This window comes from uncultured Gilvimarinus sp., from assembly GCF_963975215.1.
In the GTDB taxonomy this organism is placed as follows: domain Bacteria; phylum Pseudomonadota; class Gammaproteobacteria; order Pseudomonadales; family Cellvibrionaceae; genus Gilvimarinus.
On record NZ_CAXBFW010000001.1, the window covers coordinates 253390 to 279777 of the forward strand.

At 55.7% G+C, this 26388-nt stretch carries 21 protein-coding genes; 15 read left to right on the top strand and 6 right to left on the bottom strand.

Annotated elements, in window-relative coordinates; translation table 11 throughout:
- Positions 1-171: 171 nt before the first annotated feature.
- Positions 172-1293, bottom strand: a complete 1122-nt coding sequence (gene queG / locus AAC019_RS01005) for a tRNA epoxyqueuosine(34) reductase QueG (RefSeq protein ID WP_339896683.1) — start codon at positions 1291-1293, stop codon at positions 172-174.
- A gap of 188 nt (positions 1294-1481) precedes the next feature.
- Here queG and AAC019_RS01010 point away from each other — a divergent pair, with 188 nt between their 5' ends.
- From AAC019_RS01010 to AAC019_RS01070, 13 genes are all read left to right on the top strand, one after another.
- Positions 1482-2975, top strand: coding sequence for an NAD(P)H-hydrate dehydratase (locus tag AAC019_RS01010; protein ID WP_339896684.1), 1494 nt, complete (start codon positions 1482-1484; stop codon positions 2973-2975).
- The gene (tsaE, locus tag AAC019_RS01015) at positions 2968-3453 is read left to right on the top strand and encodes a tRNA (adenosine(37)-N6)-threonylcarbamoyltransferase complex ATPase subunit type 1 TsaE (RefSeq protein WP_339896686.1); all 486 of its coding nucleotides are present in this window, start codon (positions 2968-2970) and stop codon (positions 3451-3453) included. Before AAC019_RS01010 ends, tsaE begins: the two co-directional genes overlap by 8 nt.
- 84 nt (positions 3454-3537) lie before the next feature.
- The gene (locus AAC019_RS01020) at positions 3538-4914 is read left to right on the top strand and encodes an N-acetylmuramoyl-L-alanine amidase (protein WP_339896687.1); all 1377 of its coding nucleotides are present in this window, start codon (positions 3538-3540) and stop codon (positions 4912-4914) included.
- A 20-nt stretch (positions 4915-4934) separates the two neighbouring features.
- A complete protein-coding gene (mutL, locus tag AAC019_RS01025) occupies positions 4935-6797 on the top strand; it encodes a DNA mismatch repair endonuclease MutL (protein ID WP_339896688.1) in 1863 nt (620 codons plus the stop codon).
- Positions 6798-6832: 35 nt separating this feature from the next.
- Entirely contained in the window at positions 6833-7777 is a 945-nt protein-coding gene (miaA, locus tag AAC019_RS01030) for a tRNA (adenosine(37)-N6)-dimethylallyltransferase MiaA (RefSeq protein ID WP_339896862.1), read from the top strand.
- Positions 7778-7882: 105 nt separating this feature from the next.
- The gene (gene hfq / locus AAC019_RS01035) at positions 7883-8149 is read left to right on the top strand and encodes an RNA chaperone Hfq (RefSeq protein WP_041524170.1); all 267 of its coding nucleotides are present in this window, start codon (positions 7883-7885) and stop codon (positions 8147-8149) included.
- 20 nt (positions 8150-8169) lie between these two features.
- The gene (gene hflX / locus AAC019_RS01040) at positions 8170-9495 is read left to right on the top strand and encodes a ribosome rescue GTPase HflX (protein WP_339896690.1); all 1326 of its coding nucleotides are present in this window, start codon (positions 8170-8172) and stop codon (positions 9493-9495) included.
- Positions 9496-9650: 155 nt separating this feature from the next.
- Positions 9651-10811, top strand: a complete 1161-nt coding sequence (gene hflK / locus AAC019_RS01045; protein ID WP_339896692.1) for an FtsH protease activity modulator HflK — start codon at positions 9651-9653, stop codon at positions 10809-10811.
- A complete protein-coding gene (hflC, locus tag AAC019_RS01050; RefSeq protein ID WP_339896693.1) occupies positions 10811-11686 on the top strand; it encodes a protease modulator HflC in 876 nt (291 codons plus the stop codon). Before hflK ends, hflC begins: the two co-directional genes overlap by 1 nt.
- Positions 11687-11909: 223 nt before the next feature.
- The gene (locus AAC019_RS01055; protein ID WP_339896695.1) at positions 11910-13085 is read left to right on the top strand and encodes an ATP phosphoribosyltransferase regulatory subunit; all 1176 of its coding nucleotides are present in this window, start codon (positions 11910-11912) and stop codon (positions 13083-13085) included.
- A gap of 56 nt (positions 13086-13141) precedes the next feature.
- Positions 13142-14437, top strand: a complete 1296-nt coding sequence (locus AAC019_RS01060; RefSeq protein ID WP_339896696.1) for an adenylosuccinate synthase — start codon at positions 13142-13144, stop codon at positions 14435-14437.
- A gap of 251 nt (positions 14438-14688) precedes the next feature.
- On the top strand, positions 14689-16221 hold the full coding sequence (locus tag AAC019_RS01065) for a sulfatase-like hydrolase/transferase (RefSeq protein ID WP_339896697.1): 1533 nt from the start codon (positions 14689-14691) through the stop codon (positions 16219-16221).
- A gap of 247 nt (positions 16222-16468) precedes the next feature.
- Complete coding sequence (locus AAC019_RS01070) at positions 16469-19075, top strand: sulfatase-like hydrolase/transferase (protein ID WP_339896698.1); 2607 nt, start codon at positions 16469-16471, stop codon at positions 19073-19075.
- Here AAC019_RS01070 and AAC019_RS01075 read toward each other — a convergent pair.
- Positions 19072-20382 (bottom strand): type II toxin-antitoxin system HipA family toxin, encoded by a 1311-nt coding sequence (locus AAC019_RS01075; protein ID WP_339896700.1) that lies wholly within the window; start codon positions 20380-20382, stop codon positions 19072-19074. The genes AAC019_RS01070 and AAC019_RS01075 overlap by 4 nt on opposite strands.
- A gap of 11 nt (positions 20383-20393) precedes the next feature.
- Positions 20394-20750, bottom strand: coding sequence for a helix-turn-helix transcriptional regulator (locus tag AAC019_RS01080; RefSeq protein WP_339896701.1), 357 nt, complete (start codon positions 20748-20750; stop codon positions 20394-20396).
- A gap of 338 nt (positions 20751-21088) precedes the next feature.
- Here AAC019_RS01080 and AAC019_RS01085 point away from each other — a divergent pair, with 338 nt between their 5' ends.
- A complete protein-coding gene (locus tag AAC019_RS01085) occupies positions 21089-22657 on the top strand; it encodes a phospholipase D family protein (protein ID WP_339896702.1) in 1569 nt (522 codons plus the stop codon).
- A 50-nt stretch (positions 22658-22707) separates the two neighbouring features.
- Here AAC019_RS01085 and AAC019_RS01090 read toward each other — a convergent pair whose 3' ends face one another.
- Positions 22708-23337 (bottom strand): hypothetical protein, encoded by a 630-nt coding sequence (locus AAC019_RS01090; protein ID WP_339896704.1) that lies wholly within the window; start codon positions 23335-23337, stop codon positions 22708-22710.
- Positions 23338-23646: 309 nt separating this feature from the next.
- On the opposite strand from AAC019_RS01090, the gene cls reads away from it, so the two are divergent.
- Complete coding sequence (gene cls, locus AAC019_RS01095) at positions 23647-25107, top strand: cardiolipin synthase (RefSeq protein ID WP_339896706.1); 1461 nt, start codon at positions 23647-23649, stop codon at positions 25105-25107.
- An 11-nt stretch (positions 25108-25118) separates the two neighbouring features.
- Here cls and AAC019_RS01100 read toward each other — a convergent pair whose 3' ends face one another.
- Positions 25119-25679 (bottom strand): PhnA domain-containing protein, encoded by a 561-nt coding sequence (locus tag AAC019_RS01100; protein ID WP_339896708.1) that lies wholly within the window; start codon positions 25677-25679, stop codon positions 25119-25121.
- A gap of 64 nt (positions 25680-25743) precedes the next feature.
- A complete protein-coding gene (locus AAC019_RS01105; RefSeq protein ID WP_339896709.1) occupies positions 25744-26373 on the bottom strand; it encodes an SDR family oxidoreductase in 630 nt (209 codons plus the stop codon).
- Positions 26374-26388: the final 15 nt, after the last annotated feature.

Sequence of the window (26388 nt, forward strand, 5' to 3'; positions counted from 1 at the left end):
CTGTGTGGCCGATTAACGCCGTCAGGTACTGCATGGGCATTTGCGGCTGGGCCACAGAGGGCGGCAATTGTACCCGAAAATATGGGCTTTTGCTTGCCAGAGCCCATTTTTATTGACTATAGCCGCGATAGCCGGCGGTTAATTTGACCGTGGAGCGGGTCACTTAGGTGGTTATTTTGCGGGCTGTTTGATTTTGCGCCGCCGGCGCCGGCCGGGGTTGGCCTGTTGCGCCAGAGCCCAGTGGATATGATCGTCTACCATGGGGCTCACCTTGCCTAGTGCCTGCTGTAGCGCGGCAATAGTGTCGGGGTGCGACGGGGCGTTGCCAAGGCCGATGGCCAGATTGCGCTGCCAGCGTTCAAAGCCAATGCGGCGAATGGCCGAGCCCTCGGTATTTTTTAAAAAGGTGGTTTCATCCCACTTAAACAGGCTGAGCAAATCGGTGTTGTCCAGCCCGTGGCGCGGCAAAAAGTCGGGCTCTAGGGTCGGTGTGGCGTATTTGTTCCAGGGGCAAATGGCCTGGCAGTCGTCGCAGCCAAAAACCCGGTTGCCCATGGGCTCGCGAAACTCCTCGGCAATGGCGCCTTTGTGCTCGATGGTTAAGTACGATATACAGCGCCGGGCGTCCAGCGTATAGGGCTCGGGGAAGGCGTCGGTGGGGCACACTTGTAAGCAGGCGGTGCAGTCGCCGCAGCGATTGGGCTGCTCGCTTACGTCTACCGGTAGCGGCAGGTAGGCGTACAGCTCCCCTAAAAAGAACCAGCTGCCGGCTTTGTCGTTGAGTATTAGCGTGTGCTTGCCGGTCCAGCCCAGGCCGGCTTTATCGGCCAGCGGGCGCTCCATGACCGGCGCGCTGTCTACCAGCGCGCGCATTTGTTGCTCGCCCTGGGCTTTTAACTCATCGGGCAGGGCCGCTTCGATGCGCTGGCCCAGTGTCGCCAAACGTTTGCGAATGAGCTTGTGGTAATCCCGCCCCAGGGCGTAGCGCGATACATAAGCTTTGTCGGGGCTTTTTAAGATTTTGATTTGCTGTGTGTCGCCGGGCAGGTAGTCCATCCGCGCTGATATTACCCGCACAGTACCCGGTACTAACTCGGCCGGGCGCGAGCGCTTATTGCCGTGCTCGGCCAGCCACTGCATATCGCCCTGATAACCTTTGGCCAGCCACAGTTGTAGCGCCCGCTCCTGTTGCGCGAGGTCGGTATCGGTAATGCCCACTTGCTGAAAGCCCAGCTCGCGGCCCCAGCGTTTAATATCGCGGGCAAGTTGATTCCAGTCGAAGGCGGTGGTCAAAGCAACTCTCGGCTCTCTATTGGTTGGGCGGCGATGGTTGTGCGGCCGGTTAGTGGTGGCACACAGCGGGCACCACATAGTGTTGCCTGCGTGCATCCCCTATAATGGCGTTTTTTACGCGGCCGGCCGGTGATTTGTCGGCTTATTGTACTGATTTTTGCCTCAACTTTTGCGGATTTACTGACTTTATGACAGCCATTACTCGATCTACCGCGCTCTATACCGCGGCTCAGGTACGCGATTTAGACAGTGCGTTTATCGCCACCGGTGTGCCGGCGGCGGCGTTAATGAAGCGCGCCGGTCGCGCGGCGTTTGAGCTACTGTGCGAGCGCTATGGCGAGCCCGACGAAATTACCGTGTTTGCCGGTGCCGGCAATAACGCGGGCGATGGCTTTGTGGTGGCTGCGCTGGCGGCCGCTCGCCGTATGCCGGTTAACGTTGTTCTTATGGGCGAGCCGGAAAAGTTCAGCGAGGCCGCACGCGCCGCCTACGAGTACGCCCGCCAGGAGGGCGTGATTATGATGCCGCCGGGCCCCGCGCCTACCAGCGGTGTTATTGTCGACGGTTTGCTGGGCATTGGTATTAACGGCGAGGTGCGCCCCGAATATCGCAAAGTGATCGAGCAAATCAACAGCACTAACTTGCCGGTGTTGGCGCTGGATATACCTTCGGGCCTCTGCGCCGATACCGGTGCCGAGCTGGGTGTGGCGATCAAAGCGGATATAACCGTGACCTTTATCGGTAAAAAGCGCGGTTTGTTTACCGGTCGTGGCCCTGCGCTAACCGGTGAGCTGGTGTTTGACGATTTAGGCGCGCCGGACGACATTTACCAACCACTAGCCGCTGAGGTGACTCAGCAGGATTTTGCTACCTTGCGAGGCGCTTTGCCCGAGCGTGAAGCCGATGCCCACAAAGGCGATTTTGGTCACGTGATGGTGATTGGTGGCGATGTGGGCCACGGTGGGGCGGCGTTAATGGCCGCCGAGGCCGCCGCGCGCGGAGGCGCAGGCCTAGTGAGCTTGGCCACCCGCCCCGAGCATGTGGCGGCGATGCTGGCGCGCCAGCCCGAAGTCATGGCTTGCGGTGTGATCTCGGGGCAGGAGCTCGAGCCCTGGCTTGCGCGTCCCACCGTATTGGTTGTGGGCCCGGGGCTGGGGCAATCGCCCTGGTCCGAGCAAATGCTGCAGCAGGCGCTGGCCACCGATTTACCGCTGGTGCTAGACGCCGATGCCCTTAATTTAATCGCTAAAGGCCGCCTGTGGTCCGCAGGCAAAACTCGCGACAACTGGCTGCTAACACCGCACCCGGGTGAGGCTGCCCGCTTGCTTGGGTGCGAAACGTCCGCAATACAGGCCGAGCGCTTTGCCAGCGTACAAAAGCTGCAGCAGCAATACGGTGGCGTCGCGCTGTTAAAAGGCGCGGGCACCTTGGTGGCCGGCGCCGGACAGCCCATCAATATAATTAGCGGTGGCAACCCGGGTATGGCCAGTGGCGGTATGGGCGATGTGCTAAGTGGCCTGCTGGGTGCGCTATTGGCACAGGGCTTGAGCGCATACGATGCGGCCAACCTAGGGGCTAGCGTGCACGCCCACGCGGCCGACTTAGCGGCGGCCGATGGCGGCCAGGTGAGCCTGTTGGCGACTGACATTTTAGGCTACATCGGGGAGTTTTTAGGTGACTGAGTGGTCTACCTGGCTGGCCGACGAGGCCGCCACCGTAGCGTTTGGTGAGCAGCTAGGGGCGCAGCTGGCGCTTTGCCCAGGCTGCGTGAGTGTGCACCTGGCGGGCGATTTAGGCGCGGGTAAAACCACCTTAACCCGTGGTGTGCTGCGCCATTTTGGCCATTCAGGCGCGGTTAAGAGCCCCACCTATACGCTCGTTGAGAGCTACGAGCTGTCCAGCCGTACCCTGTACCATTTTGATTTGTATCGCCTGGGCGACCCTGAAGAGCTTGAATACATGGGGATACGCGATTATTTTGCCGGCAATAGCGTTTGCTTAATTGAGTGGCCGGTGCGCGGCGCGGGTATTTTGCCCGAGCCGGATTTGGCCGTCGCACTTAAGGTGCAAGCGGGTGGGCGTCTTGTTATGCTGGAGGCCTACTCGGATGCGGGGCGAGCGGTGCTGGAACGCCTGAGCGCAAACACCAGCTTAAGCTAGTGCTAAGCGGGCCTACTAAACCCGGCGAGTCTTACATTTGACGAACCTTGCATTCGACGAACCTTACATTCTAAGAATCACTTTATGCCGCTAACAGTTTTGTTATCACCAAAGCCCGCCAGTGGGCGCCGTTTAGTGCAGCTGCTAATCGCCTGTGCTTTGTGGTTGCCACTGTTGGCGCAGGCGGTGGATGTCGACAGTGTTAGGCTGTGGCGCGCGCCCGATCACACCCGTTTGGTGTTTGATTTGTCCGGGCCGGTAGAGCACACCTTATTTACTTTAGATAACCCCGATCGGGTGGTGATAGACGTATCCGACACCCGTTTTCGGGCCGATTTAACGTCGCTTAATTTAACCGAAACCCCCATTAAAGACATTCGCTACGCCCCGCGCGATGGCAACAATTTGCGGGTAGTGCTCGATTTGTCGACCTCGGTGAACCCTGACAGCTTCTTTTTACAGCGTCAGGCGGGCGCCGCCGACCGCTTAGTGGTTGATTTAAAAGACCGGGTGCCAACCGCATCAGGGCCGCCACCGCCGGTCACTGAGCCACCGGCCGAGGCCACGGGCAGTATGCGCGATATTATTATCGCCATCGATGCCGGCCACGGCGGCGAAGATCCGGGTGCCCTGGGCCCCAATCGCTTGCGCGAAAAAGACGTGGTGTTTCAAATTTCTAAAGAGCTGGCCCGCGCCATTAATGCACGCCCGGGCTATACCGCCAAGCTGGTGCGCACTGGTGATTACTATGTGGCGCTGCGCGAGCGGCGCAATATTGCCCGTAAAATGCAGGCCGATTTGTTTATCTCGATCCACGCCGACGCCTTTACCAAGCCCTCGGCCAAAGGCGCCTCGGTGTTTGCTTTGTCGCGCCGTGGCGCCACCAGTGAAATGGCGCGCTTTTTAGCCCAGCGGGAAAACGAGTCGGATTTAATCGGCGGTGTGGGCAGCGTCAGCCTCGAGGATAAAGACGAGGTTCTGGCCGGCGTACTGGTGGATTTATCCATGACGGCCACCCTGGGCGCGAGCCTGCAAGTGGGCGATTACGTTTTAAAATCCATGGGGCAAGTGGCGCACTTACACAAGCATCAGGTGGAGCAGGCGGGGTTTGCGGTGCTTAAATCGCCCGACGTGCCCTCTATTTTGGTGGAGACGGGCTTTATCTCCAACCCCACCGAGGCTAAAAACCTGGCCAGTAGTAATTACCGTAGTAAGTTAGCTAAGCAGCTGTTGAAGGGGATTGAGCAGTACTTTAATCAGTTTCCGCCCGCCGGCACTTACCTTGCCAACCAGCGGTTTGGTACTGGCGGTGGGGTAACCGAGTATATTATTGCGCGCGGCGACACCTTAAGCGAGATCGCCAAGCGCTTTAACGTGAGCGTTATCCAAATTCAGCAACTGAACAATTTAAACTCTCAAGTCATTAAGGTGGGGCAAACCCTGCGTATCCCCGCCTCTTAACCGGCAGTAACCTTTTAAATATGGCTAAAATTAAGCTATTAAGCCCCCGCCTCGCCAACCAGATTGCCGCCGGCGAGGTGGTCGAGCGGCCGTCTTCTGTGGTTAAAGAGCTCCTGGAGAACAGCCTGGATGCGGGCGCCACTCGGTTGGACGTAGAGGTCGAAGACGGCGGCGTAAAGCTTATGCGGGTGCGTGATAACGGCTCGGGCATCGATAAAGAAGACCTCGCCATGGCGCTGTCGCGCCACGCTACCAGCAAAATTATGGATCTGGATGACCTTGAGGCGGTGGCGACCCTGGGTTTTCGCGGCGAAGCGCTGGCCAGTATCAGCTCGGTGGCGCGGCTCGCGCTTACCAGTGCCACCGATGAAACCGGGGCCGGCTGGCAAGTGATGGCCGAAGGCCGCGATATGGAAGCTGAGCTCTCGCCCGCGCCACATCCGCGCGGCGCCACTGTCGAGGTGCGCGATTTATTTTTTAACACCCCGGCGCGGCGCAAATTTTTGCGCACTGAAAAAACCGAGTACAACCACTTAGAAGATGTGGTTAAGCGTCTGGCACTGTCGCGCTTTGATGTGGCCTTTACCCTGCGTCACAACGGCCGGGCGATCCACAACTGGCGCCCCGGCACCGGTCAGGCCGAGCGCGAGCGCCGGGTGGCGCAGGTGTGCGGCCCGGCGTTTATGGATAACGCCGTGCATCTGGATATCGAGCGGGCCGGTTTGCGTTTGTGGGGGTGGGTGGCGCTGCCGACCTTCTCTCGCTCGCAGGCGGATTTACAACACTTTTACGTCAACGGCCGCGCGATTCGCGATAAGTTGGTGAGCCATGCGGTGCGTCAGGCGTACCAGGATGTCTTGTATCACGGCCGCCACCCGGCCTATGTGCTCTATTTAGAGGTGGACCCAGCCACAGTGGATGTCAACGTGCACCCCACCAAACACGAGGTGCGCTTTCGCGATGGTCGCACGGTGCACAATTTTATTTTTAGCTCGCTGCACCATGCGCTGGCCGAGGTGACGCCGGGCGCGATGCTCGAGCGCGAGCGGGCAGAGCAGGCTAAGGCACCCGATAACGCCGCCGGGCAAATGTCGCAGCAATCGGCAATGGCGTTGTCCGGGCGCTCGTTTGAGCAACCGCGCCCGGAGGGGGACTGGCGCGCTAACTACTTTCCCGCTGCCATGGGTGATGCCGGAGCGACGGTTGCCGAGGCGCCAGCCCAGAGTTATTCGCCCGCAGCTAATTACGCCGCGCCGGCTGCTACCCGCTTAGAGGATATCGACGATGCCGATGGCGAGGTACCGCCGCTGGGGTTTGCCATTGCTCAGCTTAAAGGGATTTATATTCTGGCCGAGAACGCTCAGGGTTTGATTATTGTGGATATGCATGCGGCCCACGAGCGCATCACCTACGAGCGTATGAAAACCTCGTTTGCCGAGGGGCGTATTCAGGCACAGCCGCTATTGGTGCCGGCCACCCTGGCGGTTAGCGAGAAAGAGGCCGCCTGCGCCGAGGATCACCCGGATACCTTTGCCGCCCTGGGTTTTGAGTTGCAGCGCGCCGGGCCCGAGTCGCTGCTGATTCGTCAGGTGCCCTCGATTTTGCACGGCGCCAAGGTCGATCAGCTGGTGCGCGACGTGCTGAGCGATTTAATCGAGCACGGCGCCAGCGAGCGGTTGGGCCAGCACGTCAATGAGATACTCTCGACCATGGCCTGTCACGGGTCGGTGCGGGCTAACCGGCGCCTAACGATTCCCGAAATGAACGCTCTGTTGCGGGATATGGAGGCCACCGAGCGCAGTGGTCAGTGCAACCACGGCCGCCCCACCTGGACGCTGCAGTCGCTCGATGAGCTGGACAAGCTGTTTATGCGCGGGCAATAAAAGTGAGCGATTACAAACCCCCGGTGATTTTTCTGATGGGCCCCACCGCCTCCGGCAAGACGGATTTGGCGATTGGCTTGCGCGAGCATTTGCCAGTCGAGCTGGTGAGTGTCGACTCGACCCTGGTGTATCGCGGTATGGACATAGGCACTGCCAAGCCCAGTGCCGCGGAGCAGGCTGCGGCGCCGCATCGCTTAATTGATATTCGCGACCCGGCCGAGCCTTACTCGGCCGCCGATTTTGTCACCGACGCCGAGCGTGAGATTGCCGAGATTCACGCCGCCGGCCGTATCCCGCTTTTGGTGGGCGGCACCATGCTTTACTTTAAAGCGCTGCTGGACGGCCTGGCGCCCATGCCGGCGGCGGATGCCGCGGTGCGCGAGCGCATCGAGCAAGACGCCCGCGAGCACGGCTGGGAGTATATCCACCGTCAGCTGACCGAGGTGGACCCGGTGATGGCCGCCGAGATTCACCCCAATCACTCGCAGCGGTTATCGCGGGCATTAGAGGTGTACCTAAGCTCGGGGCAAACCATGACTGAGCTGCGCGAGCAACAGGCGCGCGAGCGCGGCCCGGCTTTTGCCGATAAATTTAACCTGACGCAACTGGTGATCGCCCCGCGCGATCGCAGCGTATTACACCGGCGTATCGAGCAGCGCTTTAACGCCATGATTGGCGCCGGCTTGCTGGCCGAAGTAGAGGCTTTATACAACCGTGGCGACTTGCACAGCGAGCTGCCGGCGATTCGGGCGGTGGGGTATCGGCAGGTGTGGGACTATTTAGAGGGGCGGCTCGATTACGATGAAATGATCGAGCGCGGCGTCATCGCCACCCGGCAATTAGCCAAGCGTCAATTCACCTGGTTGCGGGGTTGGGAGGGGGCAAATTGGCTATTTAGTCAAAATATCGATGGAAAAGCCTATTCCCGTGAAGAAATTGTACGATTTAGCTTGAATTTCATGCCGCCGGGGGCCATATAATATAACTGTGAAAATCCTAGTCAGTTTTTCATGCTTATCATCGCCCCCTCTCAGAATAAATCTGAAAGACTTAGGCGTATATTTATTATCAAAAGGAGAAAAAAGATGTCAAAAGGGCACAGCTTACAAGACCCTTACTTGAACGTGCTGCGTAAGGAGCGGGTTCCAGTATCCATTTATCTAGTTAACGGTATTAAATTGCAGGGCCAGGTCGAGTCATTTGACCAGTTTGTGGTGCTGTTGAAAAATACGGTCAGCCAAATGGTGTATAAGCACGCCATTTCTACGGTTGTTCCGTCGCGCGCTGTTCGTGTGCCACTGCTCAACCCAGCCGAAGGCGAGGGTGAGGGTGACGAAGGACAGGGCGAATAACCAACCTTTGAGGTAAGTCATTGTTTTTTGATCGTCCCGATTCAGGTGAGCTGGCGGTGCTGGTTCATCTGGATATCTCTAGCGGCCAAGAGCCCGAAGATCCCCGCGAATTTGAAGAATTAGTCCTGTCAGCCGGTGGTGACCCTGTCACTATGGTGTTTGGCGCGCGCGCGCGTCCTCACGCCAAGTACTTTGTCGGCACGGGTAAGTTGCAGGAGCTGCAAGAGCTGGTGATCGAGCACGAAGCGCAACTGGTTATTTTTAACCATACCCTAAGCCCGTCTCAGGAGCGCAACCTGGAGCAGGCCTTAGAGTGCCGTGTGCTGGACCGAACCGGTCTTATTTTGGATATTTTTGCCCAGCGCGCCCGTACTTTTGAGGGTAAGTTGCAGGTTGAGCTTGCTCAGTTGCGGCATATGTCTACCCGCTTAGTGCGCGGCTGGACTCACCTGGAGCGGCAAAAAGGCGGTATTGGCCTGCGCGGCCCGGGTGAAACCCAGTTGGAGACGGACCGCCGACTACTGCGCGGGCGGATCACCACCATTGAAAAGCGCCTGTCCAAAGTACGCACCCAGCGTGAGCAGGGCCGCCGCTCGCGGCAGCGCGCCGCAATACCTACCGTTTCGTTGGTGGGTTACACCAACGCCGGTAAGTCGACCTTGTTTAATCGGGTAACCGGCTCGGATGTGTACGCCGAAGATCAGCTGTTTGCCACGCTCGACCCGACCATGCGCCGGGTCGAGCTGGACGATATCGGTGCGATGATTTTGGCCGATACTGTGGGCTTTATCAGTCATTTGCCGCATAAGCTGGTGGAGGCCTTCCGGGCAACCCTGGAAGAGGCGGCCAGCTCTAATTTATTGCTGCACGTGATTGATTCGGCCGCCGATGAGCGGATGCACTACATTGAGCAGGTCGACGAGGTGCTGGAGGAGATCGGCGCCTCTGAGCTGCCGCAAATTCGCGTCTACAACAAAATTGATTTGTTGGGCATGGAGCCCAGAATTGACCGGGACGACAGCGGCAGCCCCATCGCCGTTTGGCTGTCGGCGCAAACCGGCGATGGCTGCGAGTTACTGCATCAGGCTATCTCAGAATTGTTGGGTGAAGAGGTCATCCAGGGCGAGTTGATTTTGTCGCCCGCCGATGGTCGCCTGCGGGCGCGCTTATTTGAGCAAAATGCCGTTGGCGGCGAACACTACCGGGAAGACGGCACCAGTGTGTTAGAGGTGCGTATTCCCGCCAGCGACTTACTGCGTATTTTAAGTGCGGTAGAGGTATCCTTTGAGCAACTGCGCTGGATCGGTGACGTTGAGCCGCCGCAGCAGCTGGCGGGTAACTTCTAAAACGGCGCAGGGCTTGTTTTGCGTGTAAATTCACCCGTGGCGTGCAGTATTTGCTAGAATCCACTGGCAAATTACGAGACAGAATTTCTAGGTGAGCACATTGGGCGTTTTAGCCTATTGGGCCCACCTTTTATTTTAATAACTGGAGTAAACCTATGGCCTGGAATGAACCGGGAGGCGGTGACAAAGACCCTTGGGGCAACCGCAATGGTAATAAAGGCGATGGCCCGCCGGATCTTGATGAAGCGTTAAAAAAACTGCAGGAAAAGCTCGGCGGCTTGTTTGGCGGCTCGGGCAAAAATAACGGCACCGGCAATGGCGGCGGTAGCGGTAGCTTTGGCACCCTGATGATCGCTGTTTTGGTGATTGGCGCTCTGCTGTACGGTTTTGCCGGTATTTATCAGGTCGACGAGAAAGAGCGGGCCGTGGTGTTGCGTTTTGGTGCCTTTGCTGACATCAAGCAGCCGGGTTTAAGCTGGAGCGCGCCACTGGTGACCGAGGTGTTTATCGTCAACGTCACCGAAGAGCGGCAGTACCCCAGCCGTGGCTTAATGCTTACCGAAGATGAGAGCATCGTTGAGCTGCCGATTACCGTGCAGTACAACGTCAACGATGTTAAAGCCTATGTGCTGAACGTCCGTGATCCCGAGATCAGCCTGCGTCACGCCGCCGACTCGGCGCTGCGTCACGTGGTAGGCTCCACCGAGCTTGAGCAAGTGCTGTCTGAAGGCCGTGGCAAAATAGCCGACGAGGTAGAAGAGCGTTTGCAGCAGTACCTCGACAGCTACGGCACCGGTATTTTGGTGCGCGATGTAAACATTCAGGAGGGGCGCCCGCCGGAAGAAGTGCGCGCGGCCTTTGATGATGTGATTAAAGCCAAAGAGGACGAAGAGCGCCTGAAGAACGAAGCGCAGGCTTACGCCAACGGCGTTGTGCCGGCCGCTCGTGGTCGTGCGCAGCGTATGCTGGAAGAAGCCGAGGCCTATCGCGCCGAGGTAACCAGCCGCGCCGAAGGTGAGTCCGAGCGTTTTACCGACTTGTTGGCCGAGTATCAAAAAGCGCCTGAAGTGACCCGCGAGCGCTTGTATATCGAGGCGATCGAACAGGTGATGGGCAACGCCTCTAAAGTATTGGTCGACGTAGAAGGTGGCAACAATATGATGTACCTGCCGCTGGATAAACTGATGCAAGAAGGTGTTGGTGGCAGCGCAGGCAGTAGTACGCGTGCGACGATCACCCAGGATCAGTTGCGCCAAATCAGTGACTATGTGTCGCGCCAGCTTGGCCGTGACAACAACACGCGGGGGGCGCGCTAATGTCTAATCGTTCATTTTTAGGCTTGATCGCCGTTATTTTGGTGCTTTTTGTGGGTGCCAATAGTGTTTATATCGTCTCGGAGTACGAGCGGGCGGTGGTGTTACGTTTTGGGCGGTTGATTAACCCCGACGTCGCGCCCGGCTTGCACGTTAAAATTCCGTTTGCCGATAAGCTGCGCAAGTTTGATGGCCGGATCCTGACCACCGATGCTCGCCCTGAAAGTTTTTACACCATTGAGAATAAGCGTCTGATTGTCGACTCTTATGCGAAATGGCGTATTCGCGACGTGCAGAAGTACTACAAAAGCACCGGCGGCGATGAGGCCGTAGGCGCCAGTCGTTTGGCCAGCCGTGTTGCCGATGTATTGCGTAACCAGATTGGTGGTCGCACCTTGCACGAGGTGGTTTCGGGTAAGCGCGATGAGTTAATGCATGAGCTGACCGTTGAGCTTAACAATACCGCCGACGAGCTGTTGGGTATCGAGGTGCTGGATATTCGCGTTAAGCGCATCGACCTGCCCGAGGATGTGAGTCAGTCGGTGTTTGACCGGATGTCGGCGGACCGGGAAAAAGAAGCTCGCGAGTATCGCTCTAAGGGTGCCGAGCAGGCCGAAGTGATCCGCGCCGATGCCGATCGTCAGGTGGCCGTACTCGAAGCCAACGCCTATCGCGATGCCGAAAAGATTCGCGGTGAGGGCGATGCTACTGCCGCGGCGACCTTTGCCGAGGCCTATCAGCAAGACGCTGACTTCTACGCCTTTGTGCGCTCTTTAACGGCTTACAAAAACTCGTTTGCCAACAAAAGCGACTTGATGGTGGTCGACCCCGAGAGCGAATTCTTCCGTTACCTGAAGAATCCGCAGGGCAAAAAATAGGCGATTTATCGCTCAACATTTGCCACAGAAAGATGGTAAAATCCCCCAGCCGGGCCGTTAGGCCCGGTTTTTTTGTGTCAGGCCGGTGGTTTTACCTCCACCCTGACGAGCGCGGCGTTGGCTTGCTTTAAACCGATTGCCGCTGCCTCTATCTGCAAAACCTTTTTTGCCAACCCCGCCCCGCGTTGTTGGCTGAACGTAAAACGAACCGACAGAGTCTGTTATGACTTACGCCGATCGCTGGCTGCTGCCTGACGGAGTGGAGGAAATCCTCCCTGCCGAGGCCCGGCCCATTGAACTATTGCGCCGCAGGTTGCTGGAGCTTTACCGCACCTGGGGCTATGACATGGTGATTCCACCGCTGCTGGAATACACCGACTCACTGCTTATTGGCCTTGGCCGCGATGTGGATTTGCTGACCTTTAAAGTCACCGACCAGCTAAGCGGCCGCACCCTGGGTATTCGCGCCGATATCACCCCGCAAATTGCCCGTATGGACGCCCACAGCTACAAGCGCAAAGGCGCTAACCGCCTGTGCTACGCCGGCCACGTGGTGCATACCAAGCCGAAAAACCCACTCGCCACGCGCACTCCCATTCAAGCGGGTGTAGAGTTTTACGGCGAGCCGGGTCTGCCGGCCGATGCCGAGGTGGTCTCCCTGCTGGCTGAGTCATTGCGCACGGCGGGCCTACCCCGTTTACACGTCGACATGGGCCACGTGGGTATTTACCGCGCATTAATGGCTAAAGTCGATGTCGAGTCCGCGCAAAAAGACGCTTTTTTTGACATGCTGCAGCGCAAAGCTGTGGCCGAGATCGAGCAGTGGGTCGCCGATAACATCAGCACCCCAGCCATCGCTAAAGTACTGCTGGCGCTACCGGGTTTGGCCGGTGGCCGTGAGATCTTAGCTGAGGCCCGCGCGCTATTTGCCGCCGTCGCCAGCGACGCGGTAACCGCCGTGGATCAGCTGGCCAGCATTGCCGACGTTATTGAGCAGCGCTACCCCGAAATAGAGTTGTACTTTGACTTGGGTGAGTTGCGCGGCTACCACTATTTAACCGGTTTGGTATTTGCCGCTTTTGCGCCAGGCTATGGCAACCCCATTGCCAGCGGCGGCCGCTACGATCACATCGGCGAAGTGTTTGGTCGCCGTCGCCCGGCAACCGGCTTTGCGGTGGATATTACCGCACTGTCTAAATTGGGCTTGTTAAGCGCCGAGAAAGGCACTTTGATCGGTGTGGTTAACGATGGTAGCAGCGAACAGTGGGCTGCCATTGGCGCACTGCGAGATCAGGGTGAGCGAGTGGTGAGCGCTGAGTCGAGGGCTGAATTGGCCGGGCTTGGTTGCGATCGCGAGCTGGTAAAAAAAGACGCACAGTATCAAGTGGTAGCGCTGTAAGCTATTGCTGATATTTCATTGAATTTACGTTTAGTTTAAGAGAGTAAGGCCAAAACATGGGCAAGAATGTCGTGGTATTAGGCACCCAGTGGGGTGACGAAGGTAAAGGTAAAATCGTCGACCTGCTGACCGATCAAGTGTCGCTGGTTTCCCGTTTTCAGGGCGGCCACAATGCCGGCCACACGCTGGTGATTGACGGTAAAAAAACCGTTTTGCACCTTATTCCCTCTGGCGTGTTGCGCGACGGCGTTACCTGCCTAATCGGCAACGGTGTGGTGCTCTCGCCCGAGGCATTGTTTAAAGAGTTGGCCGAACTGGAAGACAGTGGCGTACCGGTGCGCGAGCGCCTGCGTTTATCACCTGCGTGTCCGTTAATTTTGCCCTACCACATTGCATTGGATCAGGCCCGTGAGCTAAAGCGCGGCAAAGATAAAATTGGCACCACCGGGCGCGGCATTGGCCCGGCGTATGAGGACAAAGTAGCCCGCCGCGGTTTGCGCCTGGGTGACTTGCTGGATATGGAAACCTTTGCCGTTAAGCTGCGCGACGTGATGGAGTTTCATAACTTCTCACTGACCGAGTATTACAAAGTCGATGCGGTCGATTACGACGCAACTCTGGCGCAAGTAACCGCCTGGGCGGAAGAGCTTAAGCCGATGATCGCCGACGTGACGGATATTTTGCACACCGCCCGCGAGCAAGGCCGTAGCATTCTGTTTGAAGGCGCTCAGGGTTCGCTGCTGGACATCGACCACGGCACCTACCCGTTTGTTACCAGCTCTAACACCACTGCCGGCGGCACCGCCACCGGCTCTGGCTTTGGCCCGCTGTATCTCGATTACGTACTGGGTATCACCAAGGCTTACACCACGCGTGTTGGCTCGGGCCCATTCCCCACCGAGCTCGATTGCGAAGTAGGTCGGCACTTGGGTGAAAAAGGCCACGAGTTTGGCGCCACCACTGGCCGCCAGCGCCGCTGTGGCTGGTTTGATGCGGTAGCCGTGCGTCACGCAAACCGTATCAATAGCGTCACGGGAATGTGCTTGACCAAGCTCGACGTGCTGGATGGCCTTGAGACCGTCAAAATCTGTATCGGTTATCAGGACTTAGATGGCAACCCAATGCCGATTCCGTTTGATGCCGACGGCTGGGATCGCGTACAGCCCATCTACGAAGAAGTACCCGGCTGGAGTGAGTCGACCTTTGGCGTGCACGCGCTAGAAGAGCTGCCCGAAAACGCCCGCAACTATATCAAACGTTTGGAAGAGCTGCTGGATACCCCGGTTGATATTATCTCCACCGGCCCGGATCGAGTAGAGACGATCGTGTTGCGCCATCCGTTTGCGGAGTAAGGCAGCGCAACCTTTGCGTTGCGTTTTTTAACAAATAGCCGCTGTTCAAACGCATTCAGGCCGGATACTTTGTATTGCTCAAGGTATCCGGCTTTTTATTGGTTGCGATATTAGTGGGGCGTTTGCATTTGACTCAGGTTGCCGGTATTTGCGAATGACCCCGCCGTTCTTATGATTTATAGCGTAGGCCGGCTACTGCATTTTTAAAATTAAGGCGAGTTGATGAGCCGGTGGTTAACAAGGAGGTGTTTATGAAAGTGATTAACCTAACAGTTTGGGTGCTGGCCACGGTGTTACTGAGTGCGTGCAGCGGCGATGAGGGGGAAGCATCGCCACCAATTGTGGACGAAGAAGAGCTTCCTCCAATAACAGAAGAGCCGTCTCCAGAGACGCCTGAAGATAACAAACCTAATATCATCGTTTTTTTTACTGACGACCAAGGTTATGCGGATCTGGGTGTGCAAGGTATACGCAACGATATTGTGACCCCTAATATCGACCAGCTGGCGAGCGCTGGCGTTCGGATGACCCACGGTTATGTGACCTCGCCTCAGTGCACGCCATCGCGAGCAGCGCTGGTAACCGGGCAATACCCACAAGTTCATGGGGTTGATGACAACCGTTACAATCCACTGCCTCTCGGTGTGGAGACGGTTGCAGAAAAATTCTCTGCTGCAGGATATAGAACCGCCGCCGTAGGTAAGTGGAACTTAGATATTGATGAGAATAGCCATGAATGGTTTGCGCTTAATTACCCAGGGCTCGCTCAGGGGAGCAATAAAGTCGGTGCTGTGCCTGAGTCCGTCAAAGAGCAATATTATCCCACCAGCCGTGGCTTTGATGAAAGTTTTTCGGGCTATGGCAATAAATATTGGGCAACTTTTGATTTGTCAGGTGCGACCTTTTCTCCTAAATGGATCACAGTGTCTGATCATCGTATAGATGCCGTTAGTAAAGCCGCCGTAAACTTTGTCGAGCGCAACTATGAAGAGCCTTTTTTTATGCAGGTTACTCACTACGCACCCCATATTCCTCTCTCGGCCCCTGACCGGTCTTTAGAGCAGTTCTCGCACGTGGACAACTTGCGGCGGCGTTATGCTCTGGCGATGATGGCTGCGGTTGATGACGGGGTCGGCAGCGTGGTTGAAGCGCTCAAGCACAAAGGCATTTATGAGAATACGCTGATTTTCTTTATCAGTGATAACGGCGCCCCTACCGGGATGGTACAAAAAGACGCGCCAGTGAATGATCTCAGTGAGCCCTGGAATGGTTCGCTAAATACGCCCCTGCTTGGTGAGAAAGGGATGCTAACGGAGGGAGGTGTTCGAGTGCCATTTATTGCCCATTGGCCGGCGAAAATCCCAACACCTAAAGTGCTTGAAAAGCCGGTTAGTGTGTTAGATGCGGTTTACACTGGTTTGGTTCACGCAGGTTCTGCGCAGAGCGATTTGAATAGTCTTGATGGAGTCGATCTGCTGCCGGCGATGACCGGAGACGACGCTTATTTAGATGACCGTCCTTTATTTTTTAGATTCTGGCAGCAGTCGGCAGTTCGTTTGGGTAAATGGAAATTTCTAAAGGTTGGTGATAGAGAGTATTTGTTTAATCTCGACACTGATGCGCCGGAACAGAGCAGCGTCTTGACCGAGCAAAAAGAGTTGGCGGGTGTACTCAAAGAGCAGCTCTTGCACTGGAGCTCTACCCTAAAACGGCCCGTAAATCAGCAAGGGCTGAATCCTCAGGAGATTAAATGGTATGACTATTACTTGCCTGACGCTCATTAATTATTACCGTAACGCTGTGACCACAAGAACATCTTCTATGATACCTGCGCGGCTGCATTGGCGCGTAACTACTCTAAGACTGGAGTTTGGCCCTATCGGCTGAAAGTTGCTTTAATATCTGCTATCGTCTGCTGGCTTTGATTATTTGTTGTTCGAATAGTCAGCTGGCTCGGAGGCGGGCTGCACACCTGACAGGGTTTTGCTCGCCGCTGCAATATGTATAAAAATAACAACGAGATTGCTTTTTATGGATGAAAGTACTCAGGCGAGCCTGTCAGCCTCTGGCTCTTCACAAAACATTATTCCTCTACCCCAAAGATATGGCCTGTTTGCTGTGCTGGCTCTTGTGCAAGCGTTGCTTGTAATGCGCGTTGCATTACAAGAACAGTGGTCGTGGTTGCAGTCTTTTTATACGGCAGCGGTTTCGGTGTTCTCGGTGGTGGTGTTTTTTCTGCTCTGGTATTCGGCGCTGTCGCACTTGCGCTCCCGCTGGACGGGTACCGTGACCAAAGCGGTGATTGCGCTATACGCACTAATGGTGATTTACCACTGGTTGCGGCTAGAGCCCCTGTCGTTTTTAATTATTTATAAAAATGGGGCGGATATCTTTAGTTGGCAGGCTGTGGGGTATCTGCTGAGTAACGCCTCCTGGGTGGGTTGGGCCGTGTTGCTGGCTGTGGTGCTTGCGCTCGTGTGGTTGTGCCGGCGCTATGAAATGGTTAACACGCCGTTAAAGCACCCGGCAAAGGCGCCGGTTGTAGCCGCATTGTTGCTGCTAAACATTGTGTCGGTTGCCGCATTTTCGTCGTCGCGCAATGAGCTGGTGGAGTTTAGCGCGTCTGTTTATCACTATTTTTCTCAAGATGCTTTGCAGTGGGACTCTGATAACCCATACCCCTATGTGAAAAAATCCGATGGAGCCAATGACCAATTTGAGCTTGCCAAGGCGCCCAATGTTTTTGTGGTTATGCTGGAGTCTTTTAGCGCCGAGTATATTGATAAAATAGAGAATGGTCGGCCGGTAACGCCTTTTTTTAATGCGTTAAAAAACGAAGGGCTTTACCTTAATAATTTTTTTAGTGGCTCGGTAGAAACCAGCAAAGGACAGTTTGCTACCTTGTGCTCGGTTTATCCCAGCTATCGCTCTAACGTTTTTACCAGCTACCCGGACAATAATTTTCGCTGCCTGTCGCACATGCTGCAAGAGCGCGGTTATCGAACGGTGTTTATGAAGGCCTTTCACAGCTTAGGCTTTGAGAATACCGGTAATTTTGTTCGGGCTAATGGGTTTGAATACGCTCATGGCATGGATAAAAATTTTGTCACAAAGGCTGAGCGCGATGAGTATGTGATTGGTTGGGGGATAAGAGACGATATCTTTTACCAAAAGACGTTTGGCTATCTCGATAATTTGCAAGAGTCGGGCAGCAGCAACGCGCCGTTTTTTGTCAGTACCATGAGTGTGACCAATCACATGATGTTTGACGATATTCCACCTGAGCATCGTTATATCCACACCGATCCGAAATCGCATCAGGATAATTACGCCAACTCCATGTACTTGACTGATCAGTACCTAAAAGTTTTTTTTGCCGAGCTAAAAAAGCGAGATTATCTAGAAAATAGCGTAGTTGTGGTGTTGGGCGATAATGGTTTTCCCATGGGGCAGCATAACAACTATCACAACACCAAAACGGCTTACAATGAGTTGTTTAAAACGCCTTTGATGATCTGGTGGCCAGGCCAGGTTATGCCAGAGGTGATGGCTGGCACCGCCAGATCGCAGCTGGATGTAGCCCCGACAATTACCGATTTACTTAATATCGACAGCACGCACCACTTTGTTGGTCAGAGTCTATTTAAGGCGACAGATGAAAACTATTTTGTGCCTTTGATTCAACCCTTTGATGGCACCTACCTCGCCTCTATTCGCTACCCTTATAAGTACGTAAAGCACGTCAAAACCGGAGTTGAATCGGGGTTTGATCTGAGTGTGGATTCGGCGGAGCAGAATAACCTGTTGGCCGCAGATGATGCCCCTGGGGCAGGTTTCCCACTGTCTGAATTTCGGCGCGATATTCAAACCCTTAAACGCAATGAGGCACTGCTGCAGGAGAATAGGATTTATCCGGCCGGCGAGGGGGATGATGTGCGGGTGATTCTTGCGAGTAATCGTTTGGGCGAGGGGCAGCCGCTGCTGTATAGGGTGTTGGGGGATGCGGATAATATCGCAGTCGTCGTAACGGTTAGCGCTTATATACCTAAAAAAACACGGAGAATGTTAACGAGTGAGCAGCCGCTGGCGGACGATGTATCGCAGCTTGCTGCACATTATCTGCAGCCAGGTGTTAACCGGGTGACATTTGAGGTGTTTGTCGATGGGGAGTATCGCAGCACAACCTCGGAAGATGTGTTGGTCAGCACCCAAGAGGCAACCCTATTGGCCGATTTAGGTATGAAGGGCAAGCAGGGCTGGGGAAAGCTGCACATTAATCGCAATGTGCGTGGCGGCCCGTTAAGAGTAGGGGGCACTACTTACGGTTTTGGGATGGGGACGCATGCGGCGAGTGAGTATACGATTGCCTTAGATCGTGATTACGCGGCCCTGTTTTTTGCGGTGGGGTTGGACGATGGCGGTGGCTGTGGCAACGGCGCGACTTTTAGTGTTGAGGCCGATGGGCGGGTTGTTTATAACAGCAAAAGGGTAAAAGCCGGTGAGCTTGTGTCGGCATTGGTTAATATCTCGGGCGCGCGCCAGTTGCGTTTACGTACACACGATCGTGGCAACAGCGCCTGTGATCACACAAACTGGATAAATCCGGTGCTGTATCTACGTCCGCCTGTGGGCGGTTAGCGCTGCAGCTCGGTGGTTCGCAGGTGGCGCGTTATTTCATCGCGCAGGGGCGCAAAGACACCAACTTTGTCGGCTATCTCTGGCCAGCACTTAACGTGTTCAATGGTGTCGTCAATAATGGCGTTGGCCTGCTGTTGGCTAAAGCGGGTAATCAGCGTCGCGACTTGCAGTAAGTCGTCGCGGGTAAAGTGGTCGCGCTTGCCGTTAATGCTCATTTGATGGCTGTTAACCCAGGGCGAACCGGGTTTATAGCTGTAGGCAATGTCGTAACCAGGTGCCAGGCGCCAATTAAAGTCGTCATCGACAAAAAATGCGGTGTTTTTAGTGTGATCATCGTGATTGCGGGCGACAACGTTAAACACCATGCGGCGGTAGATTTGCTTTTGCTCGAGCAGTGTTAGGTTTAGCTGACGCGCGACGGTGAGTAGCTCTTCGTAACTAAAATAGCCCGGTTGTTGGTAGTCGGCATGGGCCATCGCACACAGCGTTAATACGTGGTACTTCTGATTGTTTTCCCGGTCGAAGCGCTTAGTCATAAAGTGGCTGCGGCCATTTTCGTGTAGTAGCTCGCTGTGCGACATATCGATACCGCAGTTGACGGCCATTTGATAATAGGCGTACTCCATTAAACAGTAACCTCTGGGGTCGCCAAAGGTTTCCCGTTCGTGGTGGTGCTCCACCACACCATCAAATTTTAATAAATAGTGCTCAAAGCCCTCGGGTGCCGCAACCTGGCCGGATACAATTTGGCTGCGTGCTTTATTAATGGCGATAACGGCCTTAGGCCTGGCCCCGCCGGCGGAGGTGCCCACTTGCAATAGGTGCATCATGGCATCGCTATTGTCCGGGGTAACGCCTATCTCGTTGCGTGCACTGAGTACCTGTTGCGCCAGATCGACCAGCTCGGCAAGCTGCAGATTATTGGCCCGGTTGTCAAAAGGGTTAATGGCGGTTTGGTACTCCAGTGCTCCCATGCCGCGGGTACCGGTATACAGCAAGCGGTCGATGGCGCCGAACTGAGATTTGTCCAGCCCCTGGCGAGCCAGCCAGCTATTGATTAGTGCGTTGCCAAAATCGTCGGGCAGAGAATCGGCAAAAGCCGCTGGCAGCCCCCTAAACGTATCCGGCGCCAGCGATGGAAACTGATACACCGCGTTAGTGAGTGGCATATGCAGCGGGGCAATGGCAAACCCCTCGGCAAGCCAGGCGCGATCATACTCAAAAATGGCGTACGGGGAGTCGTCGGTGCGCGCCAGGGTGCCGACGTCGACCCCCATAAATTGTACTTTGCAGGCATTGGCAACCATAGTGGGCCTCTCTACTCGCGAGTTTTAAGGCGTTGGCGAGCCGCCAGCCGCTCGCTGATACGGCCCGATGGCTCTTGAACCGCTCCCGCCCTGGGCTGCGTTTGGCGCCATACATCGGTTGGCCGAATCGCCGGCTGTGGCACAAGCTCATTGAGGTTCTCAAGCAGGTTAAGTTGGCGCAGCAGGCTTAATAACACCATAAGGCTGCAGCTACCGCTTTTGAGGTTGCGATAGGTTTTAGGGGTGATATCGATACGCGTGGCCATGTCGGCTTGAGTAATTCCCAGAGCCTTGCGTCGCGCTTCGATACGGGCAAATAGCTGTTCGGCAATGACTTTGTCTGTCATGCTGGCGCTGATGGTTTTCATGGGTAGATAAGTACCTATAAAGGCCTCTTTAGTCTAATTTTAGGTAAAAACATACCTTTTTAGATTTTCTTGTGTGGGTATTTTTATACTCTTTTTTGTCTTTTAAATCAATTATAGATAAAAAACTACCCATCTGTGTGTTGATTGCACGGTTAGTGCTGGCGGAGCCATCCCTGTGGTTCATTGCATTATGCGCTCTACCGGCGGTGGCGCACGCGACTAAGCTGAAGCCGATAAATATCGGGGGCTTGACCCTAGCCGGGCGCTTGCCGGGTATTACCGTGACATCTATGATGAATAAACACACGCTCGGTCAATGAATGATAAGGATTGCCTGAATGACGACCCAATGCCGGTGCGACAACGCATTAACGGGGGGGCTTATTGTGCTGCTGATGATAGCCCTTGGTGTATTGACGGGTTGTACATCGGCACCTGATCGAGCTGGCGTTAATGATGAGTTTACTGTAGCACCGCCGCCCGATACTAACCTGGCCCGGTGGATTGCGCAGGTGCGCAGCAGCGGCGATGCCAGTGAGGGGGACTCTGGCGTACATTTGTTGGGAGCCGGTACCGAGGCCTATGCGGCGCGTCTGGCGCTGATCGAGGCGGCCACCCAGAGTATCGATGTGCAGTACTACCTGTTTCATCACGATGCTACCGGCACAATTTTAACCTGGTCCCTTTGGCAGGCGGCGGAGCGCGGTGTACGCGTGCGCCTACTGTTAGATGATTTGGAAAAGCGCCCGGACGACTTCCCGGTTAATTTGCTAAACGCTCACCCGAACATCGAGGTGAGGCTGTACAACCCATTTTATCGCCGCAGTGCCCGCGCGTTACAAATGCTGGGTGAATTTGGCCGGCTTAATCACCGTATGCACAATAAGTCGTTAACCGCCGATAACCTCGCCACAGTGGTTGGCGGGCGCAATGTGGGGGACGAATATTTTGATGCTAATAAGCGGGTCAATTTTGGCGACCTGGATGTGCTCGCCGTCGGCCCCGTGGTGAATGAAGTTTCTGCAGCGTTTGATGCTTACTGGAACAGCGATTTGGTGTTTCCCTACGAGCTGCTCAACAGCGACAACCCTGTCGCGCAACAAGACAAAGCGCGCGCGGCTGCGCTGGTGGATAAAAGTATTGCCGCTTTGGAGGGCAGCCCTTACTCGACGGCGCTGGTTCAGTCCGATATCGCCCAACACTTAAAAGATGCCGACCTGGCTATGACCTGGGCGCCCATGACAGTGTGGGTTGATAAGCCCGACCTGGCCGCCATGCAAGCGCGTGAAGGCGGCGGTAGCTTTGTGATTGACCGCTTGCTAACGCTGTTTGGCGACGCCGAAAAAGAGTTGTTTTTGGTGTCGCCGTATTTTGTACCGCGCAAAACAGGCACCCGGTTATTAACCGATAAGGCGGCTGCCGGGGTAGAGGTTACTGTCGTCACCAACGCACTGGCGGCTACCGATGTAGTGGCGGTGCATAGCGGCTATGCAAAGCGGCGTAAAGATTTACTGGAGGCCGGAGTAACGGCGTATGAGGTAAAGGCATCGCCCGATGTAGACCCTAAAGCCTGGAGTATTTCGTCCAACTCTAGCCTGCACGCAAAAACCTTTATCATTGATCGGCGCTGGGTGTTTGTCGGCTCGTTTAACCTCGACCCGCGCTCGGCCTGGCTTAATACCGAGATGGGGATACTTATCGATTCCGCGGCGCTGGCTGAGAACATGTTAGGCAAAATGCAGGGCATGATCGATAAGGTGGCTTACCGGGTAGAGCTGGACGACGGTGAGTTGGTTTGGGTGGATACCTTTAACCAACAGCGCTTTGCCGCCGAGCCGGATGCCAGCTGGTGGCGCCGTTTTAGTGCGGGTTTTATGAGCTTTATGCCGGTAGAGTCCCAGCTGTAAAAACCGCACGCCAGCGTAGGGTCAGGGGCCGGTGAAAGTGCCCGAAAGCGTTATTGCAGCTTCTCGGCGCGGTGCCATTCGCCATCTTGTTTGCAAAACGAAAAATCCCCCCGCGAGTGCGCGCCGTTTTTGTCGGTTAGCTCAACGCTGGTTAAGCGGCACTGGTTGCCCTTGTCGTTTGTATGCGTATTAACGGGCGTAAGGGTGGCGCTATGGCCATTGTATTGCCAGCTTTTGGCTTCGCGATCTTGGTTATTGTTTAGTGTCTCATTGAGGGCGTTGTTCAGGCTGTCCCAATCGCTGCGACTAAACTCGCTGGCGGCCGTTTGGCTAATGACCCACTTGTCGCCTTGCTTACACACATCCGCATGATAAAAATCGCGGCGGTCTTCGTCGTTGCGCAGGTCGACAATGGCGTTGCGACACTCTGCCCCGTCGTTTAAGTAGCTGTATTTTATTTTAACGCGGCCGCGTAAGCCGGAGCTGTCCGATTGCCAATTTATGGTGCGTAAATCGGGCGCCTCATTGAGCGCCCCGGCAATGCGCTGCTTAAACGATGCGACTTCTGCGCGGCTTAACTCGCTGGTAACGCTGTGATTTAGAAACTGGATGTTGCCAGCATAGGCCGTTTGGCTGGCCAGCAGCAGCGCAAACCCGGTGATAAAAAGGCGATGGTTCATACTCACTCCGAAGCTAATCCCTGTGAAAGACGGCGCAGGTGGCGTCGCTTTTAAGCGTGCTACACTGGCGCTGCCGGATATGGCCTTATGATAACGTGAACCTTCAGTGAGCGCAGTAACGCGCCCAAAATAAATCGGGGCGTTTCGGGGGCAGGCGAGTGAGCGGCAATCGTCCGGTGGCTTTTAAGGTAAACAAACAGAGCAAGCCCTTAAACCACTGAGGGGCACGGCTATTGGCTAGGTTGCGTACCGGCCGGAGTTGAACTTTGGGCCCGCAGCGACGGTTCTGAACTATGTGAGGTGCCCTCAATGGGGTCGACAGTTTCATTTGTGTGGGAGCTGCTGCAGCAGCTGCTGATTTGGGGATACCTGTTTCTGGTGGTCGCCTTCTCCGTTAGGGTGATTATGCTGCGCTTGCCGGTGGGGGTATCGCTAGCATGGTTATTGGTGTTGTTGCTGCTGCCTTACGTTGGTGTGGGGCTTTATCTTTTGTTTGGCGAGCGTTTTTTGGGGGTTAAGCGCTCGGCGCGTACCGCCAGATTAAAACGTGCCTATCTGCACGCGCGTCGCAATGGCCCACACAACCACCCCGAGAGCTGGGCCGATAGTCACCCGGCCAGCCAGGCACTGGCGCAGCTCGAGTACCATACCTCTGGCATCCCGCCGCTGGGGGGTAACCGGGTGGGCTTTTTGCAGGGGGCGCAAGATATTATCGACGCCATTGTCGCCGACATCGACCGCGCCGAATACTTTTGTCACCTTGAGTTTTATATCTGGCAGTCGGGCGGCTTAATCGACCGGGTGGTCGAGGCGTTATTGGCGGCCGCCGCCCGAGGCGTACAGTGCCGTATTATGTTGGATGCGGTAGGCAGCTCGGTGTTTTTTTCATCCAGCGCGTTGCAGCAGCTGCAGGTGCCCAATATCACTGTTGTTAAGGCGTGCCCGATTCGGTTTATGCCCTGGCAGCTGGCGCGTTACGATTTGCGCAATCACCGCAAAACCGTTGTCGTCGACAACCGCGTTGCCTATATGGGCAGTTTTAATTTAGTCGATCCGGCCCACTTCAAAGTGGATGCCGGCGTGGGGCAGTGGATCGATATGATGGCGCGTATCGAGGGGCCCACGGTGCCTATTTTTGATGGTGTGTTTCGCTGGTACTGGAATGTCGAGACCAATCAGCAGTTGCCGCTACTCGATCGCGAGATCGTCTCGCTCGATGAGCCTGCTTTGCTGCAGGCTGCACCCTCCGGCCCAGATGTGGCACAAGAGAGTATTTTAAGTGCGCTGTTGCAGGCGATTTACGCCGCGGGCGAGTCGATCGATATTGTCACGCCCTATTTTGTGCCGGGTGAGGCATTAGAGCAGGCGTTAAAAATTGCCGCCCGGCGCGGCGTGCGAGTGCGCTTAACGGTACCTGAAAAGGTCGATTCATTTTTGGTGCGTCACGCCAGCCACTCGTACTTTTCGGGCATGTTGGCCTCTGGTGTCGAGATCTACAGCTACCGCGCCGGCTTGCTGCACACCAAAGCTGTGGTGATTGATTCGCAGCTGGCTTTTTTTGGCACTGTGAACCTCGACTTGCGCTCGCTCTGGCTAAACTTTGAGATGACTATGATTATCTACGATCGGCCCACGGCGGCCGAGTTGGGCCGTTTATTAGAAGAGTACCGCGCCGAGGCCGAGCCGTTAAGCTTACAGGTATGGCGCCAGCGCAGCGGCGTGTCGCGGTTCTTTGAGAATATTACCCACCTGTTTAGCCCGCTGATTTAGCGGGCTAATACTCAGTTCTTTTTAACAAACTCGGTCAAAATCACAATGCGGGTGCCGTTAACCCGGCCCTCGATGTGGGCGGGGTTGTCGGTGAGTGATATCCCCCGTACTGCGGTGCCGCGCTTGGCGACAAAGCTGGTGCCTTTTACGTTTAAGTCTTTAATGATGGTTACGGTATCGCCGGCGGCGAGGGTCACGCCGTTGCTGTCTTTGTGAACGATGGCGTGCTCATCGGCCTGGCTAATGCCGGCCTCTGCCCACTGGCGAATATCATCTTCCAAATAAGCCATATCGAGCTGCTCTTGCGCCCAGCTCTCGCTGCGTAGCTCATGCAACAACCGGTACGACAATACCTGGGCCGCGGCGGTGGTGCTCCAAATGCTGGTGGTTAAGCAGCGCAGGTGGTTTAAGTCGGTCGGTGCGTCGGCCTGTTGTGTGCACATTGCGCACAGGGCTAAGCGCTCGTCTTGCCCGTCACTATGGGGTAAAGCGTAGCTGCTTAGCTCGGCGTCGGCGCCGCACAATTCGCAGTGCCCATCACTGCGTTGTTGCACATCGTTATCCAGTGGCATAGTCATAACCTTGGTCGGTAAAGCCGCGCATTATGCCCCAGCGGGCGGTATTTGTCTGTGCCGGTTAATGCCCGAGCGCGGTGTCCAAAGGGTTGCTGCCATTTACCAGCGGGTAGATGTTGCCGATGGTGGCGGGTTTTGTAAGGCAGTAGGCGGCAGCGCTGGCAACGTCCTCGCGGGTAATGACTTGCGCGTCTTTGTCGCTTGGCATGGTCGTGCTAAACAAGCCGGTGGCGGGCTCGTTGGTAAGCCTGCCGGGGCGTAAAATAGTGTAGGGCAGGCCGCTATGGCGCAGGTGATCGTCCGCCAGCTTTTTACATACCGAGTAGTGCTTGATGGCGGCGGGCCCATTGTCCGGGTCCTCGGCGCCGCGCGAGCTGATCATCACAAACTGTGTAACCCGGTGCCGCTGAGCGTAATCCACTGCGCGCATCGCGCCCCACATGTCCACTAAAATCGTTTTGTCGGCACCGGTGCTGGCGCCAGAGCCGGCGCTAAACACGACTTTATCGCAACCGTTTAGGGCCTCGCCAAAGTCTTGTTCTAAATCGGCGATTACCACCTCGGCGCCAAGCTCGGCAAGGTGCGGCGCCGGCGCCCTAACCATGGCGCGCGGTCGCTCGCCGCGTTCGCACAGCTGCTTGATGAGTATTTGGCCGATCTGGCCATTTGCACCAATAATCAGAGTTGTCATGGGGCCTCCCTGGTG

Bases quoted from the DNA above. Each gene is read 5' to 3' on its own strand.
- AAC019_RS01010 (WP_339896684.1), top strand. From the start codon at position 1,482: ATGACAGCCATTACTCGATCTACCGCGCTCTATACCGCGGCTCAGGTA.
- AAC019_RS01020 (WP_339896687.1), top strand. From the start codon at position 3,538: ATGCCGCTAACAGTTTTGTTATCACCAAAGCCCGCCAGTGGGCGCCGT.
- mutL (WP_339896688.1), top strand. From the start codon at position 4,935: ATGGCTAAAATTAAGCTATTAAGCCCCCGCCTCGCCAACCAGATTGCC.
- miaA (WP_339896862.1), top strand. From the start codon at position 6,833: ATGGGCCCCACCGCCTCCGGCAAGACGGATTTGGCGATTGGCTTGCGC.
- hfq (WP_041524170.1), top strand. From the start codon at position 7,883: ATGTCAAAAGGGCACAGCTTACAAGACCCTTACTTGAACGTGCTGCGT.
- hflK (WP_339896692.1), top strand. From the start codon at position 9,651: ATGGCCTGGAATGAACCGGGAGGCGGTGACAAAGACCCTTGGGGCAAC.
- hflC (WP_339896693.1), top strand. From the start codon at position 10,811: ATGTCTAATCGTTCATTTTTAGGCTTGATCGCCGTTATTTTGGTGCTT.
- AAC019_RS01055 (WP_339896695.1), top strand. From the start codon at position 11,910: ATGACTTACGCCGATCGCTGGCTGCTGCCTGACGGAGTGGAGGAAATC.
- AAC019_RS01060 (WP_339896696.1), top strand. From the start codon at position 13,142: ATGGGCAAGAATGTCGTGGTATTAGGCACCCAGTGGGGTGACGAAGGT.
- AAC019_RS01065 (WP_339896697.1), top strand. From the start codon at position 14,689: ATGAAAGTGATTAACCTAACAGTTTGGGTGCTGGCCACGGTGTTACTG.
- AAC019_RS01070 (WP_339896698.1), top strand. From the start codon at position 16,469: ATGGATGAAAGTACTCAGGCGAGCCTGTCAGCCTCTGGCTCTTCACAA.
- AAC019_RS01075 (WP_339896700.1), bottom strand. From the start codon at position 20,382: ATGGTTGCCAATGCCTGCAAAGTACAATTTATGGGGGTCGACGTCGGC.
- AAC019_RS01080 (WP_339896701.1), bottom strand. From the start codon at position 20,750: ATGAAAACCATCAGCGCCAGCATGACAGACAAAGTCATTGCCGAACAG.
- AAC019_RS01085 (WP_339896702.1), top strand. From the start codon at position 21,089: ATGACGACCCAATGCCGGTGCGACAACGCATTAACGGGGGGGCTTATT.
- AAC019_RS01090 (WP_339896704.1), bottom strand. From the start codon at position 23,337: ATGAACCATCGCCTTTTTATCACCGGGTTTGCGCTGCTGCTGGCCAGC.
- cls (WP_339896706.1), top strand. From the start codon at position 23,647: ATGGGGTCGACAGTTTCATTTGTGTGGGAGCTGCTGCAGCAGCTGCTG.
- AAC019_RS01100 (WP_339896708.1), bottom strand. From the start codon at position 25,679: ATGCCACTGGATAACGATGTGCAACAACGCAGTGATGGGCACTGCGAA.
- AAC019_RS01105 (WP_339896709.1), bottom strand. From the start codon at position 26,373: ATGACAACTCTGATTATTGGTGCAAATGGCCAGATCGGCCAAATACTC.